We start from the raw sequence: 17,807 nt of genomic DNA, 5'->3' as shown, positions 1-17,807 counted from the left end.
TCCACAGGCCCCCGTCGGGTGGGGGGCCCTGGAGGGCCTCCAGGACCCTCCTCTGCTCCTCCGGGGTCAGCTTGGGCTTCTGGCCCGGGTTCTGGTGCCGCTTGTCCTTCAAGCCCTCCGGCCCTTCCCGGTTGTAGCGCCGCACCGTCTCCTGGACCCAGCGGGTGGAGCTGAGGGTGATTTTGGCGATCTCCTTGGCGGCGAGTCCCCGCTTGGCGTGGTAGACGGCCAGGAAGCGATGCTTCTCTATCGGGTCCTTGGCCTTCTTGACCCTCCGCCACAGCTCGTTCAGGGTCAGGTGGTCGGCCACGGTCATGGACGAAGAATACAACAAGAAAGGGTATCACCTGCCCATCCTGGCCTCCATGAGCCTAAGGCTTCTTCTGGTCTGGCGCTTCCGCCTCTAGGCCCTTGCGCCGCATCTCCCCCCACACCCCTCGCTTGCGCCACACCCGGAAGGTGGCCCCAAAGCGCACCAAGGCCAAGGCCTGGCGGTACCCAAGCCCCTCCACCACGCTGAGAAAGAGGAGCCAAAGCCGGTCGCGAAGCCGCGGGTAGCGCTTGAGGAGCAGGGTCTCCATGCCCACGGCGAGCTGGGAGAGGAGAACCCCGTAGCCCACGGCCAAAAGCAAGAAAAGCAGGGCGAACTCCAGGTTGAGAAGGCCCAAGAGGTGGAAGACGGGAAGCATCAGGTACCCCAGCACCTCCACCACCGGGGCCAGGGCCTCAAAGAGGAAGAAGTAAGGCATGGCCACGAGGCCCAAGCGGCCGTAGCGGGGGTTGAAGAGCATGGCCCGGTGGATCCAGAGCACCTCCCAAAGCCCCCGGTGCCAGCGGTCCCGCTGCCGCCTTAGGGTGGCCCAGTCCGAGGGCACCTCGGTGTAGCAGATGGGGTCCGGGGTGTAGAGGATGCGGTACTCCCTCCCCTCCTCCCGGGCCCGGCGGTGGAGGCGCACCACCAGCTCCATGTCCTCCCCCACGGTGTCCGTGCGGTACCCGCCCACCCTAAGGGCCTCCGCCCGGCGGAAGACCCCGAAGGCCCCGGAGATGATGAGGAGGGCGTCCATGGCGCTCCACCCGGCGCGCCCCAGGAAAAAAGCCCGGGCGTACTCAATGATCTGCATCTTCTCCAGAAAGCCCCGGGGAAGGCCCAGGGCCTCCACCACCCCCTCCCGCACCCGGGCCCCGTTTAGGGGCCTTATGGTCCCCCCCACGGCCAGCACCCGGTCGTCCTCCAGGAAGAGGCGGCTCGCCCGCAGGAGGGCCTGGGCGTCCAGGAGGCTGTCCGCGTCCACGGCGCAGAAAAGGGGGTAGCGGGCCAGGTTGAGCCCGGCGTTCAGGGCGTCGGCCTTGCCGCCGTTTTCCTTGTCCACCACCAGGAGGTTGGGATGGGTGAGGGAGCGGTAGACCCCCCGGATGGGCTTGGTGGGAAGCGCCCTGCGGAAGACCGCCTCCACCGGCACCAGGCGGAAGGCCTCCTTAAGGACCTCCAGGGTGCGGTCCTTGGGGCCGTCGGCCACCACCACCACCTCAAACTCCGGGTAGTGCAGGGCCAGGAAGGAGCGCACCGAGGCGGCGATGGTCTTCTCCTCGTTGTAGGTGGGGACCAGGATGGAGACGGGCAGGTAGGCCTCCCGCTCCAAGAGGTCCTTGAGGGCGAGCTCGGAGAGCTCCCGGGCGTAGCGGGCCACCATGCGGACGCCGAAGAGGGCGAAGAGGGCGTAGAGGAGGTTGAGGAGGGCGAAGTAGACGAGGACGAAGAGCTGGTAGGTGAGGAAAAGAAGCTTCATGTCGCCTCCCGCAGCACCTGCCCGGCCATGGCCCGGCCGTAAGGGTCAGGGTGGGCCCGGGCGGCCTCGGCCAGGGCCTCGAGGCCAAGCTCCTTAAGCCCCTCCGCCGCCGCCCGGCGCACGTAGAAGGAGGGGTCGGAAAGGGCCCCCCAAAGGCCCCTTCGCGCCAAGGCTCCCCCGAGGAGGGGAAGGAGCCGCACCGCCTGAAGCCTTAAAAACTCCTCCGGGGCCTTCAGGTGGGCTAAGACCGCCCCCTCAAGGCCCGGGGGCAGGAAGCCCAGCCGCCAAAGGGCCCGCAGGGCGGCCGCCCTGAGCTCGGGGTCGGGGTCCTCCAGGAAGGAGGCGATCCTCTCCGCGAGGGGATGGAGCTTAAGGCGGCCCAGGGCCTCCAAGGCCGCCCAGCGCTCCTCCCTCCCCCCCTTCTCCAGGAAGAGGGCCACCACGGGAAGGGCCCTTTCTTCCAGGAGGAGGAGGGCCTCCAGGAGGGCCCCTCGGGGAAGCCCCGAGGCGAGGAGGGCCCGGGCCAAAGCCTCCACCCCCTCCCCCTGGGCGATCCTGGCCCCGGCCCGGGCCGCGGCCAGGCGGAGCACGGGGTCCGGGTGCTCCAGGTAAGGGAGGACCAGGCCCAGGGTCTCGGGAAGCCGGGCCTGGGCCAGGGCCTCGAGGGCCTCCAGGCGGGCAGGGCGGGAGGCCCACCGCCCCCGAAGCGCCCTCGCCCAGGGAAGGCCCGCCTGGCGAAGCCAAAGGGTGAGGCGCTTGGCCAAATCCCCCTGGAGGGTCTCCCGGAGGCGCAAGAGGGCCTCCAGGGCGGGCCTCGGCCAGGGAGGTGGGGGCAGGGGTTCCTCTTCAAAGAGGGCCCGGGCGAAGCGCCCAAGCCACTCCTCGTAGGCCCTGCGGTCCCTCTCCTCCCGAAGGGCGGTGTAGGCGTGGTAAAGGAGGATGTACGCGGAAAGGAGGACCAGGGCAAGCCCCGTGAGGAAGAGGGCCTGCAGGAGGGCCCGATAGGCCAGGGAGACGCCCAAGAGGGAAAAGAGGCGGGCGGAAAAGACCCCCACCAGCTGGCCCAGGGCCAGGGCCTCGAGGGCCACCACCCCAAAGACCAAGAGGGCGTAGAGGCGCTCACCCCGCCGCCACATACCGCTCCAGGCGGAGGAGGAGCTCTTTAGGGCTAAAGGGCTTGGTCAGGTAGTCCTGGGCCCCAAGCCTGAGGGCCTCCAGCACGTGGCGCTCCTGCTTAAGCCCGGTGAGGACCACCACCGGCGTGGTTTTCCCGAGCTCCTGGCGGAGGTGGCGCAAGAGGTCCAGGCCGAAGCCCCCAGGGAGGTTTAGGTCCAGCACCACCGCCTCCACGTCCTCCGCCAAGGCCGCCTTCGCCGAGGGGAAGTCCCGGGCCAGGCGCACCTCGTGCCCCGCCCGTTTCAAGGCCATCTCCAGCACGGCGGCCACCGCGGGGTCGTCCTCCACCACCAGGACCCGCGCCACGCCCTCATTCTAGGCGGGCCAAAAGCGCCTTCACCTCGGGGTCGGGGTTTTGGCGAAGCTCCTCCCGCAAAAGCGCCTTGGCCTCCTCCTTCTTCCCCTGCTCCAGGAGGGCCTTGGCCAGGGTGAAGCGGGCCAGGGGGTAATCGGGCCTGAGGCCTAGCACCTGCCGGGCGAGGAGCTCCGCCTCCTTGGCCCGGCCCAGGGCCAGGGCCACCTCCGCCAGGCCCCAGCGGGCGTCCAGGTTGCCGGGGTCCTGGGCCAGGACCCGGCGGTAGGTCTCCTCGGCCTCGGCGTAGCGGCCCAGGTGGTAGAGGAGGCGGCCGTAGCGCACCCGGAGGTCGGGGCCGTCCAGGAGGGCCAGGGCCTTCTCGTAAAGGGGCTTGGCCTCGGCGTGCCGCCCCTGGAGGTAGAGGGCGAAGGCGAGCTCCCCCAAAGCCTCGGCGTCGTCGGGGAAGGCCTCCACCGCCCGCCTCAAGAAGCCCTCCGCCCCCTTGGGGTCCTGGGGGAGGCGGCGCTTGCCCTCGTAGAAGCTCTTCCGCTCCCGGAAGGGCACGGGGTCCGAGGGGTAGCCCTCGAGGCCCACCTCGTCCAGGGCGAAGGCCCTCAGCTCGCTCAGGCGGTCCCCCTGGGGCAGGTAGCGGAAGAGGCCGCCCTCCCCCCGGGCGGAGAGGACCACGGCCCCTCCGCTTCGCACCTCCACCCGGAAGCCCCGGGCCCCCGGGGGAAGGAGGAGGCGGAAGACCACCTCCCCTTGAGGCCCCGGGCCGGGGCGCACCAGGGGGGCGGGGAGGAGCTTCTTGCGCACCCCCGTCCCCAGCACCGCCCCCTCCCCGGCGGGGAGGCGCCCTTCCCCTAAGGCCACTTCCCCCCGGTAAAGGGAAAGCCGGCTCCCCTCGGCCCGGTTCAGGCGCAAATGGGTGCCCGTGGGCCGCACCTCACCCTCCGGGGTGGCGAGGGAGAGGGGCACGGGGGCCTCCCGCACCGCCTCCACCCCCCCGCCTTCCAAGGCCACCCGCACCCTCTCCCCCCCGCCCCAAAGGCTCCGCCAGCGCCGGGCCTCCCCCCTGGCGTCCGGGCTAAAGGCGAGCTCCAACCCCCCAAGCCGCACCACCTCCCCGGCAGGCACCTCCCCGAAGGCCTTGGAGCCCAGGGGGGCCGGGAAGAGGGGGAGGCGGGCCAGGGCGATGAGGGCCACCATGAGGAGGAGGAGCCGCCCCACGGGGGCCCGCTGTCCGGGCCTGGGCCTCGGCAGGAGGAGGAGGAAGGTGCTTCCCCGGCCCAGGCGGCTTCTCAGGCGCACCTCGCCCCCGTGGGCCTCGAGGACCCGCTTCACCAGGGCGAGCCCAAGCCCCGTGCCCTCCACCTCCCCCCGGGTAGAGGCCCGGTAGAAGGGCTCAAAGACCTTGGCCTGCTCCTCCTCGGGGATGCCCGGCCCGGTGTCGGCCACGGCGATGCCGTAATGGTCCCGCCCCACCAGGAGGCGCACCCTCACCCGGCCCCCTTCGGGGGTGTACTTAATGGCGTTGTTCAGCACGTTGAGGACCGCCTGGTAGAGCCAGTCCGGGTCCCCGTAGACCCAGGCCTCCCCTCGAGGCAGGGCGAGCCTTAAGGCGATGCCCTTCCTTCGGGCGAGGGGCCTCACCTCCTCGGCCGCCTGGCGGAGGAGGACCTTCAGGTCCACCCGCTCGCTCTTGAGGCGCACCCCCTGGCCGAGCCTCAGGTAGTCCTGGGCCTTCTGCAGAAGCTCCTGGATGCGCCGGGCGGAGCGCTCGGCGATCTCCAAGAGCTCCTTGGCCTCCTCGGGCAGGCCCTCGGTCTCCAGGGTGAGCTCCAGGGCCCCGAGGACGCTCATCAGGGGGTTTTTGATCTCGTGGAGGAGAAGCCTAAGGAGCCTCCCCGTCTCGTCCTGGGCCTTGAGGAGGGCAAGCTCCCGCTCCCTAAGGGTCAGGACCTCCTGGAAGGCCTTAAGGAGGAGGCGCAGGGCCTCGAGGGTCTCCGGAGAAGGGGGGCGGCTTCCCGTCCAGTAAAGGGCCACCTCCCCCTCCTCCCAAAGCTTCTCCCCCCGCAAAGGCCCCTCGGGCAGGACCGTCCCCCGCCAGACCACCTGCACCGGGTAGCGGCGCAAGAGGTCGGCGAGGAAGGCCAGGTCGGCGGGAAGGCTCTGGACCACCGCTTGGAGTATAGGGCCAGCCCTTGAAAACCCCGTGAAAACCTAGGGCTTGGGGGCCATGACCACGAGGAGCAGGGCGGGGCTTGCCGACTCGTTCCGCACCCCGTGGGGCACCCCCGAGGGGGCGAAGACGGCCATCCCCGGGGCCAGAAGGGCCTCCTCCTCGCCCACCCGGGCCACCACCTCCCCTTCCAGGACGTAGTACACCTTGTCCGAACCCTCGTGGGCGTGCACCTTCTGGGCCTGCCCGGGAAGGAGGGCGTAGAGGTCGTAGAACATCTTCTCGGAGTGGAAAACGGGGATCTTGGCCATCTTCTCCGGGTCGTAGCGCGCCAGGCTCCTCACATCCCGGATCTCCATGCCCCAAGTGTACTTGACGGAGGGCCTGGGGCGGGCTAGACTAACCTTTGCGCGCCGGGGAGTAGCGCAGCCTGGTAGCGCACACGCTTGGGGTGCGTGTGGTCGTCGGTTCAAATCCGGCCTCCCCGACCAAAAGGCCCTGCCCCTTTGGGGGCAGGGTTTCGCCTTCGGCCAAAGGCGCCATCTTGACGGGGAAGGCCCTTCCCGCTATGCTAAGCGTTGCGTGCGGGGGCGATTAGCTCAGGTGGTCAGAGCGCACGCCTGATAAGCGTGAGGTCGGTGGTTCAAGTCCACCATCGCCCACCAAGGTACCCCCACCCGAGGGTGGGGGTGTTTCTTTTAGCCCAGGACCCGGTGGAAGGCGTTCAGAAAGAGGGGCAGGCGCTCCCCCCGGGCCTCCTGCTCCCTTAGGGCCTCCTCAAAGGCCTCGGGGTCCATGAGGAGGGCGGGGAGGCGCAAAAACCCCAGGTAGTACTCCCCGGCCTGCCCGGGGTAGCGAAGCCGGGCCTTCTCCTCGGGGAAAAGAAGCCCCTCAAAGGCCTCCGGGGAGGCCAGGTAAGGGGCATGGCCCAGGCGCTTCAGGGCCTCCTTCAGGCGCCAGGGGTTGGTCCAGAAGCCGTAGCGCAGGCGCTCGTCTAAGGCCTCCAGAGCCCCCCACTCCCCCCTTCGGGCAAGCTCCAGCCGCCTCAGGCGGAGGCGGGCGTACTGGGAAAGGGAAAGGATTTCCCGGGAAAGCCCCTGGGCGACGAGGAGCCTCGAGGCCACCGCGTAGTCCTGGTACTCCCGGTAAGGGTCCACGCCCCCAGGATGCCACGGCCCAAGGGGTAGGATGGTGCCATGGACCGCAAGGGTTGGGTCATGCGCGCCCTCGAGGCCCTCCGCTTCGCCACCTTCCAGGAGATCCAGCGCTACCTGGACGAGGAAGGAGAGCCCTTCTCCAAAAAGGAGCTTCAGGACACCCTGAAGGCCCTGGCGCAGGAGGGCAAGGTGGAGGAAAAGGAAGGCACCTACCGCCTGGCCCGCAAGCGGGGCGGCGGGGAGGCCTTCGCCAAGCTCTTTGAAGACTGAGGGCCCCGCCCTCAGCGGGAGTAGTTGGGGGCCTCCTTGACCACCACCACGTCGTGGGGGTGGCTCTCAATGAGCCCGGCCATGGTCATGCGCACGAAGCGGGCCTTCCGGCGGAAGGTCTCTATGTCCGGCGCGCCCACATACCCCATGGCGCTCCTCAGGCCCCCCACGATCTGGTAGAGGACGTCGGCCACCGGGCCCTTGTAGGGCACCATCCCCTCAATCCCCTCGGGCACGAGCTTTTTGGCCTCGGTCTCCCCGCCTTTGCCGGGGTCTTGGAAGTAGCGGTCGGCGGAGCCCTGCTTCATGGCCCCCAGGGAGCCCATGCCCCGGTAGAGCTTGTAGCGGCGCCCGTCCTTCAAGACCTCCTCCCCCGGGGCCTCGTCCGTGCCCGCAAGCATGCTGCCGAGCATCACCGAGTGGGCCCCGGCGGCGATGGCCTTGGCCACGTCCCCGGTGTACTTAATGCCCCCGTCGGCGATGACGGGCACGTCCAGGCCCTCCACCCCGGCCACCGCCTCGAGGATGGCCGAGATCTGGGGCACCCCCACCCCCGTCACCACCCGGGTGGTGCAGATGGAGCCGGGCCCGATGCCCACCTTCACCGCGTCCGCCCCCCGCTCGGCCAAGGCCCTCGCCCCCTCCCGGGTGGCCACGTTCCCGGCGATGACCTCCACCTTCTCCCCAAAGGTCTCCTTGAGGTAGACAAGGGCCTCCAGAATGCCCTTGGAGTGGCCGTGGGCCGAGTCCAGCACCAAAACGTCCACCCCCGCCTCCACCAGGGCCTGGGCCCTTTCGGGGAGGTCCTTGCTCGCCCCCACCGCCGCCCCCACCAAAAGGCGCCCCAGGGCGTCCTTGGCCGCGTTGGGGTACTGCTTGCGCTTGACGATGTCCTTCAGGGTGAGAAGCCCCCTAAGCCTTCCCGACTCGTCCACCAGGGGAAGCTTCTCCACCTTGTGGCGGCGCAGGATCTCTTCCGCCTCCTCCAAGGTGGTCCCCGGGGGCGCGGTGACGAGGCGCTCAAAGGGGGTCATGACCTCGGTGACGGGGCGCTTCAGGTCCCGTTCAAAGCGGATGTCCCGGTTGGTGACGAGGCCCAAAAGCCTCCCGTAGAGGTCCACCACGGGAAGCCCCCCGATGCGGTACTCCCGCATGAGGCGCTCGGCGTCCTCGAGGGTGGCCGTGGGGGGAAGGGTCACGGGGTCCTGGATCATCCCCGCCTCGGAGCGCTTCACCCTGCGCACCATGGCCGCCTGGGCCTCTATGGGGAGGTTCTTGTGGATGACCCCAAGCCCCCCCTCCCGGGCCATGGCGATGGCCATCTCCGCCTCGGTCACCGTGTCCATGGCGGCAGAGAGGATGGGGATGTTCAGGGTGAGGCGCTTGGTGAGCCGGGTCTTGACGGAAACCTCCTTGGGCAACACTTCCGAGTAGGCGGGCAGAAGGAGGACGTCGTCAAAGGTGAGCCCCTCGTAGAGGATCTTCCCCTCGTACATGTTCCCCAGGGTAAAGGCTCCGCAGGAAAAGGTCCAGGGGCGAGCTTCCCATAGCGCTTCCCCCGCCCCCAGGGGTTTGGTAGAATACCCCCGAAGGGGGTGGGAAGCCGAAGGAAGCGTTCAGCCATTTCGGGGCGGTATTTGGGCCAGGCATTCTTGGGGCGATTTCGCAGGTATTTTTCGTATTGCCCGTGCATTCTAGGGGTGTGTTCAAACTAAGCCATTCCTGGGTCCGTGTGGGGGCTCGCCTCCCCACGGGCCCCTGTATTTGGTAGGCCATTTCCCCTCAAACCCCGAAGGCTTCCCCCCACCGGGCCAGGTGGCTACCCAGCCAGCACAGGGTGTGCTAAGCTGGGTAGCGTATCTTTGAGTAGTTCCAATCTTATGTGGCAGAAGGAGCAATTTTTATCGTTTTGATACCTATTCTTTCCCTCTTGACAGCATTGACCCACCCCCCTAAAGTGAAAGACAAGCAAACGGGGCCGACCCCCCGGAAGCGGAAGAAAAGGAGGGATGAAGATGAAGAAGCTGATCGCACGTGTGTTGGTTCTTCTCGGCAGCTTGATCGCTCTTGGGCTCGCGGCTGGGGCTTCTGCGCAGTGGGAATAAAAACCGGGCCAGCTTAGCTGGCCTTTTTTCACTTGCTCTAGCGGTGGGGATTTGCTACACTCAGGCCACCATGGCCTTTAAACGCCTGGAGCTTCCCCCGCCGCGGGTGCTCTTTTTGGTCCTCTCGGCCTTCCTGGGCTTCCTGGCCCTGGAGGGTTTCCTGCTTTGGGCCTACGGGGATATGCCCCTCCGCTTAAGCCTCCTAGACTTACTTTTCTGGGGTGGCCTCATCTTCTGGAGCATAGCTGTCCGCGTTCCCCTCCCACTAAGCGCCAGCATGAGTCAGCTTTTTCTGTTTGCGCTGGCCTTAGTCATATTAAGCCCACCTTGGGTCGCACCTCTGGTTAGCTTCTTTGCTCGTTGGAGCAAAAAAGTTTGGTATAAGAACCTCTTCAACCGCTCCCAGGACGGCATAGCCACCGCCCTGGCGGCTTTGGCCTGGCAGTTTTTCCAGCAGAACCCCGTTTACCTCGGTTCCTGGAACTTATCCGGGGGGATGGGTATTGCCGTAGCATCTCTGGCCTTTTTTCTCGCCAACACCACCCTGGTGACCACCGCCATCCACCTGGCCAACAAAGTTCCCTGGCGCGAGGCGTGGCGGAAAAACTTCAGTTGGCTTGCCCTCAGCTACCTCCTCCTCTCCCCCATCGCCCTCCTCCTGGCCCGGGCCTACGAGACGCCCCTTCTCGCGGGCTGGGGCGGGTGGACGGTGCTCTTCTTCCTCATCCCCCTCTACTACAGCCGCTTCTACTGGGACGAGAAGGTGCGCCTGGAGCAGGCCTTTGACACTACCCTGGAGCTTCTCATGAACGCCCTGGAGGCCAAGGACCCCATGACCCGCCTCCACTCCGAGCGCGTGGCGGACATCTCCCGCGACCTGGCCCGGAAGGTAAAAAACGGGGACGAGGCCTACGCCCAGGCCGTCTACCGGGCCGCCCGGCTCCACGACATCGGCAAGATCGCCATCCCCGAGCGCATCCTCTTCAAGCCGGGACCCCTGACCCCGAAGGAGTTTGCCGCCATCCAAAGCCACCCCACCAAAGGCGCCGAGCTCCTCGCCCCGGCGCGGAAGGTGGCCTTTGACCAGCTGGTCTACAACGTCATCCTCTACCACCACGAGCGCTGGGACGGCCGGGGCTACCCAGAGCGCCTCGCCGGGCAGGAGATCCCCGAGGAGGCCCGCATCGTGGGCCTGGCGGACGCTTACGAGGCCATGACCGCGGGCCGCCCCTACCGGGAGGCCAAGACCTCGGAGGAAGCCCTAAAGGAGGTCCAGGAGTCCTCCGGCCACCAGTTTGACCCCAGGCTGGTGGAGGCCTTCGCCGAGCTTTGGGCGCAGAACCCCATCTGGCGCGACCGCCACGCCTACCTGGCGGCAAAGGAGGGATCGGTATCACGCTCTACCTCTTCGCAGCCCTCTTCGGCTTCGGACTCGCCCTCGCCCTCGGAGCCCGGCTCAAGGACCTCGGAGGAATAGAGCTCAAGGCCCCTTGGGCCTTCCTCACCGCCGCCTTGGCCGAGGGGGGGCTGGCCTACGGCACCTACCGGGGCCTCTTCCCCCCGGAGGTGGCCGGGCCTTTGGCCAAGGCGCTGGTGCTGGTTCTGGTGGGCTACGGCCTCTACCGAAACCGCCACCTGAAAAGCCTCTATCTGGTGCTCCTGGGCCTTTTCCTCAACACCCTGGCGATCTTCGCCAACGGGGGGCACATGCCGGTGAGCCTCGCCGCCCTGGAGCGGGCGGGCATCGCGGAGTTTGCAAGCCTCCTGCGCACCAAAGGGGACGCGGTCCACGCCCTTCTGGACGAAAACACGCGTCTGCCCTTCTTAGGGGACGTGATCCCCTTACCCCCCTTGCGCAAGGTGGTGAGCCCGGGGGACCTCTTCATCCTCCTGGGCCTCGCGGGCGTGGTGGTGGAAGGCGCCCTGAAGGCGGCGGGCCTCCGCCTCCCCTTACGCCAAGCGGCCCTCCGCACCCTGGTCTACCTGACCCTGGTCCTGGGGCTTTTGGCGCTCCGTTCCTAGCCCCCTTCGGGCTTTGTGTAGTGTATATTCCCGTTGAGGGGGGTACCCCTGACCCGGAGGAGAAATGGCGTACCGCATCTGCTTGATTGAAGGCGACGGCATCGGGCACGAGGTGATCCCGGCGGCGAGAAAGGTGCTGGAGGCCACGGGCCTCCCCCTGGAGTTCGTGGAGGCCGAGGCGGGCTGGGAGACCTTTGAGCGAAGAGGGACCTCCGTGCCGGAGGAGACGGTGGAGAAAATCCTCTCCTGCCACGCCACCCTCTTCGGGGCCGCCACCAGCCCCACCCGCAAGGTCCCCGGTTTCTTCGGGGCCATCCGCTACCTAAGGCGCAGGCTGGACCTCTACGCCAACGTCCGCCCCGCCAAAAGCCGCCCCATCCCGGGAAGCCGCCCCGGCGTGGACCTGGTCATCGTCCGCGAGAACACCGAGGGGCTTTACGTGGAGCAGGAAAGGCGCTACCTGGACGTGGCCATCGCCGACGCGGTGATTTCCAAAAAGGCGAGCGAAAGGATCGGCCGGGCCGCCTTGAGGATCGCCGAGGGCCGCCCCCGGAAGACCCTCCACATCGCCCACAAGGCGAACGTCCTCCCCCTCACCCAGGGGCTTTTCCTGGACACGGTGAAGGAGGTGGCCAAGGACTTCCCCCTGGTGAACGTGCAGGACATCATCGTGGACAACTGCGCCATGCAGCTCGTCATGCGGCCCGAGCGCTTTGACGTCATCGTCACCACCAACCTCCTGGGGGACATCCTCTCCGACCTCACCGCCGGGCTCGTGGGGGGGTTGGGCCTGGCCCCTTCCGCCAACGTCGGGGACGCCACCGCGGTCTTTGAGCCCGTCCACGGCTCCGCCCCCGACATCGCGGGCAAGGGCATCGCCAACCCCACGGCGGCCATCCTCTCCGCGGCCATGATGCTGGACTACCTGGGGGAGAAGGAGGCGGCGAGGAAGGTGGAGCAGGCGGTGGACCTGGTGCTGGAAAAGGGCCCCCGCACCCCGGACCTCGGCGGAAACGCCACCACGGAAGCCTTCACCCAGAAGGTGGTGGAGGCGCTAAAGGCCCTTTAGCCTCCATCTTCTCCGCTCCGCCCCCCGGTTCGTCCGGGGGGCTTTGGGCTTGAGGAGGTAAGATGGGAAAGGGAAAAGAGTCTTCCCCTTTTGGCCTGAGTGGGATACACTAAGGGCAGGTTCGGCTATGACTCCAGCCTCGGTTGACTAAAAAGGGAGGTGACGTGTTTTCGGGTTTTAGCAAGCTATTCAAACCCCGGGTGGAAGCCCTAGGCCTCGAGGTGGGGGCCTCGAGCCTGAAGCTGGTGGAGCTTTCGGGCCAGCCCCCCACCCTAAGGGCCTTGGCCAGTCGCCCCCTGCCCCCGGGCACCCTGGTGGAGGGCCTGGTCGCCGAACCCCAGGCCCTGGCCCAGGAGATCAAGGAGCTCCTCCTCGAGGCCCGCACCAGGAAGCGGTACGTGGTGAGCGCCGTGCCCAACTCGGGCGTCATCCTGCGCACCCTCCAGGTGCCCAAGATGCCCCCCAAGGAGATGGAGGAGGCGGTGCGCTGGGAGGCGGAGCGCTACATTCCCTTCCCCATTGACGAGGTGGTCCTGGACTACGCCCCCTTGGACCCCCTGGCCGAGGTGGCCGAGGGGGAACAGGTGGAGGTCATGGTGGCCGCCGCGAGGCAGGAGGCGGTGGCCTCCCTGATTGAGGCCCTGCGGGGGGCGGGGCTCATCCCCGTGGTCCTGGACGTGAAGCCCTTCGCCGGGCTTTACCCCCTGGAGGAGACCTTGAAGGGCGAGCCAGACCGGGTGACGGTGGCCATAGAGATCGGGGCGGAGAGCACCAGCCTTCTCCTCCTTAGGGGGGACCGCCCCCTGGCCGTCCGCGTCCTCGCCCTCTCGGGGAAGGACTTCACCGAGGCCATCGCCAAGAGCTTCGGCCTGGACTTCCTCACCGCCGAGGAGGTCAAACGCACCTACGGCCTGGCCACCCTCCCCACGGAGGACGAGGAGCTCCTCTTGGACTTTGACGCGGAAAGGGAGCGGTACAGCCCCGGAAGGATCTACGACGCCATCCGCCCCGTCCTGGTGGAGCTCACCCAGGAGATCCGCCGGAGCCTGGAGTTTTTCCGCGTGCAGCTCGGGGAGGTGAGCCCGGAGGTGGGCTTCCTCTACGGGGGGGGAAGCCACCTAAGGGGGCTTTCCACCCTGCTAGGGGACGTGCTCGGGGTGAACTTCCTCACCCCTTCCCCCTGGGAGGGGCTGCGGTTTGACCCCAAGCGCTTTGACCCGGAAAAGCTCAAAGAGTTCGGCCCCGAGTGGATGGTGCCCGTGGGGCTCGCCTTGAGGGGGGTGAGTCCCCTTGATTAGGCTGAACCTCCTCCCCAAGAACCTCCGCCGCCGGGTGGAGCCCGGATGGTGGCGGCTTTCGGCGGCCCTCTTCGCCCTATTGGTCCTCGGCACCCTGGGCTTCCTCCACTACACCGCCTACACCGAGCTTTCCCTGGCCAAATCGGAGCGGGACGCCCTGAAGGCGGAGGTAGAGGCCTTGAAGCCCTTCATAGAGGAGCAGAACCGCCTGGTCCAGGAGAGGAAGGCCCTCGAGGCCCTCCTCGCCATCCGGGAAGGCCTTAGGAAGAACTTCGTCCCCTGGTCCGAGTACCTGGCAGCCTTCATCGGGCAGATCCCCAGGGAAGGCGGCCGCTTCCCCGTGGCCCTGCGCTCCGTGAGCGGCCGGGCCCTTTCCCTCGAGGAGGCCAAAGGCCAGGCCCAAAACGGGGCCTTTGGAGGCAAGGAGGTGCGGGTGGAGTTCGCCCTGCAGGGGGAGGCCCTGAACCAAAACGCCCTGGTGCGCTTCGTGCGGGCCTTTGAAACCTCGCCCCGCTTCGGCATAGAGTTCCAGGGGGCCTCCCTGGACCAGAACCGGGGGCTTTACACCTTCAGCGCCCGGGTGGGCGTGGTGGGAGGTGAGGAAGGTGCTCGCTAGGCTGGGGCAAAGGGAGTGGGCCCTCATCGCCATGGCCCTCACCGCGGTGGTGGGCCTCCTCTGGTACTACCTGGGCATCGCCCCCTTGAGGCAGGAGATCGGGGCGGTTCGGCAGGAGATAGAAACCCTCATCCCCCAAAGGGATCGGGGGCGCCAGGCCCAGCGGGCCCTGCCCGAGCTTCGCGCGGCCATCGCCCAGCTCCAGGCGGAGCGGCAGGCCTTCCTCCGGGCCCTTCCCAAGGAGGAGCGCCTGGCCGAGGTGCTCTCGGAGATCCTGGGAGAAGCCGCCCGGAGCGGGGTCACGGTGCGCTCCTTCACCCGCTCCCCCACCACGGCCCCCGTGCCCGAGGTGCGGGCGGTGAACCTGGCCCTCTCCCTGGAAGGCCCTTTCCCGGAAACCTACGCCTATTTAAGGCGGCTTGAGGGCCTTTCCCGCTTCAGCTCCCTCTCCGGGCTCAACCTGAGCGTCCAGGGCCAGGAGGCCAACCCCCTCCTCTCCACAAGCCTCACCCTCACCCTCTACATGCTGGCCAAGGACCTGGAAGAAAGCGGACAGGAAGGAGGTGGCCGGTGAAGGACCTCTGGACCCGCCTCACGGGCGCCTGGAAGAACCTCCCCCAGTCCACCAAGCTCCTCCTGGCGGGGCTTCTTTTGGTAGGCGCGGTGAGCCTCTGGTACGTGGGCTTCTACCTCCCCGCCCAGGTGCCCGCGGAGGCCTCAACCCCAAGCCTCCCTCCCCAGGAAGCCCCCAAGGCCCTCGAGGTGGCCCCCATCCCCCCCTTGAGCGAGCCTTCCCCCCAGCAACCTCCCCAGCCCTCCCCTCCTCCCCAGGCGCAACCCCCCACCCCGGAGGAGGTCAAGCCCAAGGCGCTTCCCCTCCCCCAGGCCAAGAAGGAGGCTCCTCCCCCCAACCCCTTCGTGCCCCTCATCGTGGAGGCCCCACCCCCCTCCCCTCCCGCGCCCACGCCCACCTCCCTCCCCAGGCCCACCCCCGTCCCCCAGGGCCCCCCGGTGCGGGTGAGCCCGGGCACCCCCCTCCCCACGCCAGGGCAAGCCTCCCCCAGACCCCTTCCCGGCACCAGCGGGGCCCTTCCCGCCCCCAAGGTCCTCAGCCCCAGGCCCAAGGTGGAGGCCCCCTCGGCCCCGCCGGAGCCCCCCGTCCTTCCCTCGGCCCCTTCGGGCCTGGTGGAGGCCCCGCTTCCCGAAGCCTCCCCTCCCGAGGCCAAGCCCGAAGGTGCCCCCAAAAGCCCCTTGCAAGCCCTCGTGGAGGAAAAGGGGCTCAAGCTCGCCGGAACCCTCTTAGGCCCGGTGAGCGTGGCCATCCTGGAGAGCAAGGAAGGCTACCTGGTCCTTCCCGTGGGAAGCCCCATCCCCGGGAGCGAGGCGGTGATCCGCCGGGTGGAGGGCGACCGCGTGGTCCTCGCCCTGAAGGACGAGCGCTTAGAAATCCCCCTGACGAGCGCGGAAGCTGGAGGTGAGCGGTGAAAGGCATTCTTAAGGTATGGATCTTGATCTCGGCTTCCCTGGCCCTGGCGGGGAGCTTCCCCAACGAGCCCCGATTCGCCACCAAGGTGGACCTCAAGGTCTCGGAAAGCCAGGTGCGGGCCGGGCTCACCCTGCCCCTGGACGTGGTCCTCGAGGCCCTGGCGAGGAGCGTGGGCCTCCAGCCCCTCATCTACCGGGCCTACGATCCAAGCGGAGACCCCGCCAAGGCCCAGCCCCCCCTGCCCAACATCAAGCTGGACTTCCAGGGCAAGCCCTTCCGGGAGGTGTGGGACCTCCTGTTCGCCACCTACGGAGCCCAGTTCGGGCTGGACTACCTCTTCCTGCCCCCCGACGTGGTGGTGGTGGCCCCTACCCAGGTGATCACCGCTTTGGTGGACGCCCCGAGCCGCACAGGGGCCATGGAGCGCAGGCCCTACATCGTGGGCATCCCCGAGATCGCCTACAAGCGCACGGAGACGGACGCCCAGGGCCAGACCCGCACCGTGGTCAACATTGAGGGCGCCAAGACCTGGGTCCAAAACGACCTCCTCCCCTTCCTCTCCCGGGAGGCGGCGGGGCTCAATGTGAACTGGATCGTGGTGGAGGAGGGCGGGAGGCTCAAGGCCGTGCTCTCCGTCCTCGCCACCCCCGAGCAGCACGCCCGCTTCTCCGACATCCTCCAGCGGGCGGGGATTGACTTCCGCCCCCTCCCCGCCCTGGCCCAGCCCAAGCCCCGGGTGGAGAGGACCTACACCCTCACCTACGCCACCTTCCCCGACCTCCTCGCCTTCCTTCAGTCCCGCCTCCCCGAGGCCCAGATCAGCGTGGTCCCCACCAACCCCCAAAGGGCCATCGTCCTCGCCACCGAGGAGGACCACGCCCGCTTGAGCGAGCTCCTGAAGACGGCCGACGTCCCCAAGACCGTCCGGAAGGTCTACGCCCTGCAGAACCTCACCTTTAGGGAGGCCCAGGAGCGCCTAAAGCCCCTCCTGGAAAAGGAGCTCAAGGGAGCCCGCCTGGAGGGGGTCCCCGGCAACCCCAAGGCCCTCCTCCTCGAGGCCCCCGAGGCGGAGCACGCCCTCTTCGCCGAGCTCCTGAAGGCCGCCGACGTCCCTCCCCAGGCCCCCGAAGCCCCCCAGGAGGCCACCTTAAGGCGCCTCTACCCCTTGCGCTTCGCCGACGCCGAGAAGGTGGCCCCCTTCCTGGCCCGGGAGGTGCCGGGGATCGTGGTGCAGACCGTTCCGGGCCAGCCCGTTCTCTCGGTGCGGGGCACGGAGAAGCAGCTTGCCGAGGTGGAAAGCCTTCTCGCCCAGATTGACCGGGCCCCCGAGCAGGGCCCCCCCGTCTTCCAGCGGGCCTACCAGCTCTCCAACGCCAAGGCGGCGGACCTGGCCAAGGTCTTGCAGGAGGCCCTGCAGGCGCAAAAGCCCCAAGGGCAAGGCGGGCAACAGGGGCAAGCCCAGGCCCGGCAGGCCACCGTGGTGGCGGACGAGCGCACCAACACCCTCATCGTCACCGGCACCCAGGAGGACCTGGCCCTGGTGGAGGGCCTCATCCCCAGGCTGGACCAGGCGGTGCCCCAGGTGAACCTCCGGGTGCGTATCCAAGAGGTGCAGTCCAACCTCACCCGCAACCTCGGCCTCAAGTGGAACACCGTGGCCGGGGGGAACGTGGTGGCGAGCGTTTTGGACTCGGGGCTTTCCCTCATCTTTGACTCCACCCGTAGCCTCGCCGCCCTCAACATCCTGGCCACCCTCGAGGCCCTCCAGCGCCAGGGCCTTTCCCGGGCCCTGCGGGACGTGAACCAGACCGTCCTCAACAACCAGACTGCCCGCCTGCAGTCCGGCGAAACCTTCCTCATCCGCCGGGTGGTGGGGGACCAGGTGGAGCGGGTGCCCTTTGACATCGGCATCATCGTGGAAGTCACCCCGCAGATCACCGCCGACGGCCAGATCCTCCTCAACATCAAGGCCGAGGTCTCGGGGAACGTCCAGCGCAACCCCGTGGACGGGGACGTGGACCGCTTCACCAAGCAGGTGGTGACCACCACCCTCCGGGTGAGGGACGGGGAGACCGTGGTCCTCGGGGGCCTCACCTCCCAGGAGAACAACCAGACCCAGCAGGGGGTGCCCCTCCTCATGGACATCCCCCTCATCGGGGAGCTCTTCAAGCAACGGACCAACGAGACCACGGACCGGGAGCTTCTGGTGGTCATCACCGCGGACATCCTGAAGGAGACGGCCTCCCGCTAAGTGGCTGCACGTTGATTTCGCAACACGGGTTGCCCCAAATAAGGCTTGGGAAGGTCCTTTTGGGGCCCCCACCGCGGCGAAAGCCGCGGT

General features: G+C 68.1%; 17 protein-coding genes and 2 tRNA genes. 11 read left to right on the top strand and 8 right to left on the bottom strand.

Annotated features, from left to right (window positions below):
• The 6 genes from BLP62_RS00990 to BLP62_RS00965 all read right to left on the bottom strand — a co-directional run.
• Positions 1 to 316 (bottom strand): helix-turn-helix domain-containing protein (locus BLP62_RS00990; RefSeq protein WP_143004330.1); only part of this gene is annotated, 316 nt, incomplete at its 3' end.
• 55 nt (positions 317 to 371) lie between these two features.
• Complete coding sequence (locus tag BLP62_RS00985; RefSeq protein WP_093004970.1) at positions 372 to 1,790, bottom strand: glycosyltransferase family 2 protein; 1,419 nt, start codon at positions 1,788 to 1,790, stop codon at positions 372 to 374.
• Positions 1,787 to 2,926: a HEAT repeat domain-containing protein gene (locus tag BLP62_RS00980; RefSeq protein ID WP_093004968.1), complete on the bottom strand. Its 1,140-nt coding sequence runs from the start codon at positions 2,924 to 2,926 to the stop codon at positions 1,787 to 1,789. Before BLP62_RS00980 ends, BLP62_RS00985 begins: the two co-directional genes overlap by 4 nt.
• The gene (locus BLP62_RS00975) at positions 2,910 to 3,272 is read right to left on the bottom strand and encodes a response regulator transcription factor (RefSeq protein WP_093004966.1); all 363 of its coding nucleotides are present in this window, start codon (positions 3,270 to 3,272) and stop codon (positions 2,910 to 2,912) included. The genes BLP62_RS00980 and BLP62_RS00975 overlap by 17 nt, the downstream gene beginning before the upstream one ends.
• Positions 3,273 to 3,276: 4 nt before the next feature.
• On the bottom strand, positions 3,277 to 5,442 hold the full coding sequence (locus BLP62_RS00970; protein WP_093004964.1) for a sensor histidine kinase: 2,166 nt from the start codon (positions 5,440 to 5,442) through the stop codon (positions 3,277 to 3,279).
• Positions 5,443 to 5,484: 42 nt separating this feature from the next.
• A complete protein-coding gene (locus tag BLP62_RS00965; RefSeq protein WP_093004962.1) occupies positions 5,485 to 5,802 on the bottom strand; it encodes a cupin domain-containing protein in 318 nt (105 codons plus the stop codon).
• Positions 5,803 to 5,857: 55 nt separating this feature from the next.
• On the opposite strand from BLP62_RS00965, the gene BLP62_RS00960 reads away from it, so the two are divergent.
• Positions 5,858 to 5,934 (top strand) — tRNA-Pro (locus BLP62_RS00960).
• A 97-nt stretch (positions 5,935 to 6,031) separates the two neighbouring features.
• Positions 6,032 to 6,108: transfer RNA gene (locus BLP62_RS00955), tRNA-Ile, on the top strand.
• A gap of 33 nt (positions 6,109 to 6,141) precedes the next feature.
• Here the strand turns inward: BLP62_RS00955 and BLP62_RS00950 are convergent.
• Positions 6,142 to 6,600 carry a hypothetical protein gene (locus tag BLP62_RS00950; protein WP_093004960.1) on the bottom strand — a complete coding sequence of 153 codons (459 nt, stop codon included), beginning with the start codon at positions 6,598 to 6,600 and terminating at the stop codon, positions 6,142 to 6,144.
• A gap of 39 nt (positions 6,601 to 6,639) precedes the next feature.
• On the opposite strand from BLP62_RS00950, the gene BLP62_RS00945 reads away from it, so the two are divergent.
• The gene (locus tag BLP62_RS00945; RefSeq protein ID WP_093004958.1) at positions 6,640 to 6,870 is read left to right on the top strand and encodes a hypothetical protein; all 231 of its coding nucleotides are present in this window, start codon (positions 6,640 to 6,642) and stop codon (positions 6,868 to 6,870) included.
• An 11-nt stretch (positions 6,871 to 6,881) separates the two neighbouring features.
• On the opposite strand, the gene guaB is transcribed toward BLP62_RS00945, so the two are convergent.
• Positions 6,882 to 8,366 (bottom strand): IMP dehydrogenase, encoded by a 1,485-nt coding sequence (gene guaB, locus BLP62_RS00940; protein WP_093004956.1) that lies wholly within the window; start codon positions 8,364 to 8,366, stop codon positions 6,882 to 6,884.
• Between the two features lie 679 nt (positions 8,367 to 9,045).
• On the opposite strand from guaB, the gene BLP62_RS00935 reads away from it, so the two are divergent.
• The 8 genes from BLP62_RS00935 to BLP62_RS00900 all read left to right on the top strand — a co-directional run bounded on the left by BLP62_RS00935 (position 9,046) and on the right by BLP62_RS00900 (position 17,717).
• On the top strand, positions 9,046 to 10,452 hold the full coding sequence (locus tag BLP62_RS00935) for an HD-GYP domain-containing protein (RefSeq protein ID WP_093004954.1): 1,407 nt from the start codon (positions 9,046 to 9,048) through the stop codon (positions 10,450 to 10,452).
• Between the two features lie 50 nt (positions 10,453 to 10,502).
• Positions 10,503 to 10,997, top strand: coding sequence for a DUF5317 domain-containing protein (locus BLP62_RS00930; protein WP_093004992.1), 495 nt, complete (start codon positions 10,503 to 10,505; stop codon positions 10,995 to 10,997).
• Between the two features lie 64 nt (positions 10,998 to 11,061).
• Positions 11,062 to 12,066, top strand: a complete 1,005-nt coding sequence (locus tag BLP62_RS00925) for a homoisocitrate dehydrogenase (RefSeq protein WP_093004952.1) — start codon at positions 11,062 to 11,064, stop codon at positions 12,064 to 12,066.
• 164 nt (positions 12,067 to 12,230) lie between these two features.
• The gene (pilM, locus tag BLP62_RS00920; RefSeq protein WP_093004950.1) at positions 12,231 to 13,364 is read left to right on the top strand and encodes a type IV pilus assembly protein PilM; all 1,134 of its coding nucleotides are present in this window, start codon (positions 12,231 to 12,233) and stop codon (positions 13,362 to 13,364) included.
• Positions 13,357 to 13,980 carry a flagellar protein FliT gene (locus tag BLP62_RS00915; RefSeq protein ID WP_093004948.1) on the top strand — a complete coding sequence of 208 codons (624 nt, stop codon included), beginning with the start codon at positions 13,357 to 13,359 and terminating at the stop codon, positions 13,978 to 13,980. The genes pilM and BLP62_RS00915 overlap by 8 nt, the downstream gene beginning before the upstream one ends.
• Entirely contained in the window at positions 13,970 to 14,554 is a 585-nt protein-coding gene (locus BLP62_RS00910) for a type IV pilus inner membrane component PilO (RefSeq protein WP_093004946.1), read from the top strand. Before BLP62_RS00915 ends, BLP62_RS00910 begins: the two co-directional genes overlap by 11 nt.
• Entirely contained in the window at positions 14,551 to 15,465 is a 915-nt protein-coding gene (locus BLP62_RS00905) for a competence protein (RefSeq protein WP_093004944.1), read from the top strand. The genes BLP62_RS00910 and BLP62_RS00905 overlap by 4 nt, the downstream gene beginning before the upstream one ends.
• 23 nt (positions 15,466 to 15,488) lie before the next feature.
• Positions 15,489 to 17,717, top strand: coding sequence for a secretin N-terminal domain-containing protein (locus BLP62_RS00900; RefSeq protein WP_277621048.1), 2,229 nt, complete (start codon positions 15,489 to 15,491; stop codon positions 17,715 to 17,717).
• Positions 17,718 to 17,807: the final 90 nt, after the last annotated feature.

The organism is Thermus arciformis, from assembly GCF_900102145.1.
GTDB classification, from domain to species: domain Bacteria; phylum Deinococcota; class Deinococci; order Deinococcales; family Thermaceae; genus Thermus; species Thermus arciformis.
This window is presented reverse-complemented; position numbering and strand designations above follow the sequence as displayed.

What these genes read in the sequence shown, in the direction of transcription:
- BLP62_RS00985 (WP_093004970.1), bottom strand. Translation starts at nt 1,790, where the DNA reads ATGAAGCTTCTTTTCCTCACCTACCAGCTCTTCGTCCTCGTCTACTTC.
- guaB (WP_093004956.1), bottom strand. Translation starts at nt 8,366, where the DNA reads ATGTACGAGGGGAAGATCCTCTACGAGGGGCTCACCTTTGACGACGTC.
- BLP62_RS00945 (WP_093004958.1), top strand. Translation starts at nt 6,640, where the DNA reads ATGGACCGCAAGGGTTGGGTCATGCGCGCCCTCGAGGCCCTCCGCTTC.
- BLP62_RS00935 (WP_093004954.1), top strand. Translation starts at nt 9,046, where the DNA reads ATGGCCTTTAAACGCCTGGAGCTTCCCCCGCCGCGGGTGCTCTTTTTG.
- BLP62_RS00965 (WP_093004962.1), bottom strand. Translation starts at nt 5,802, where the DNA reads ATGGAGATCCGGGATGTGAGGAGCCTGGCGCGCTACGACCCGGAGAAG.
- BLP62_RS00980 (WP_093004968.1), bottom strand. Translation starts at nt 2,926, where the DNA reads ATGTGGCGGCGGGGTGAGCGCCTCTACGCCCTCTTGGTCTTTGGGGTG.
- BLP62_RS00925 (WP_093004952.1), top strand. Translation starts at nt 11,062, where the DNA reads ATGGCGTACCGCATCTGCTTGATTGAAGGCGACGGCATCGGGCACGAG.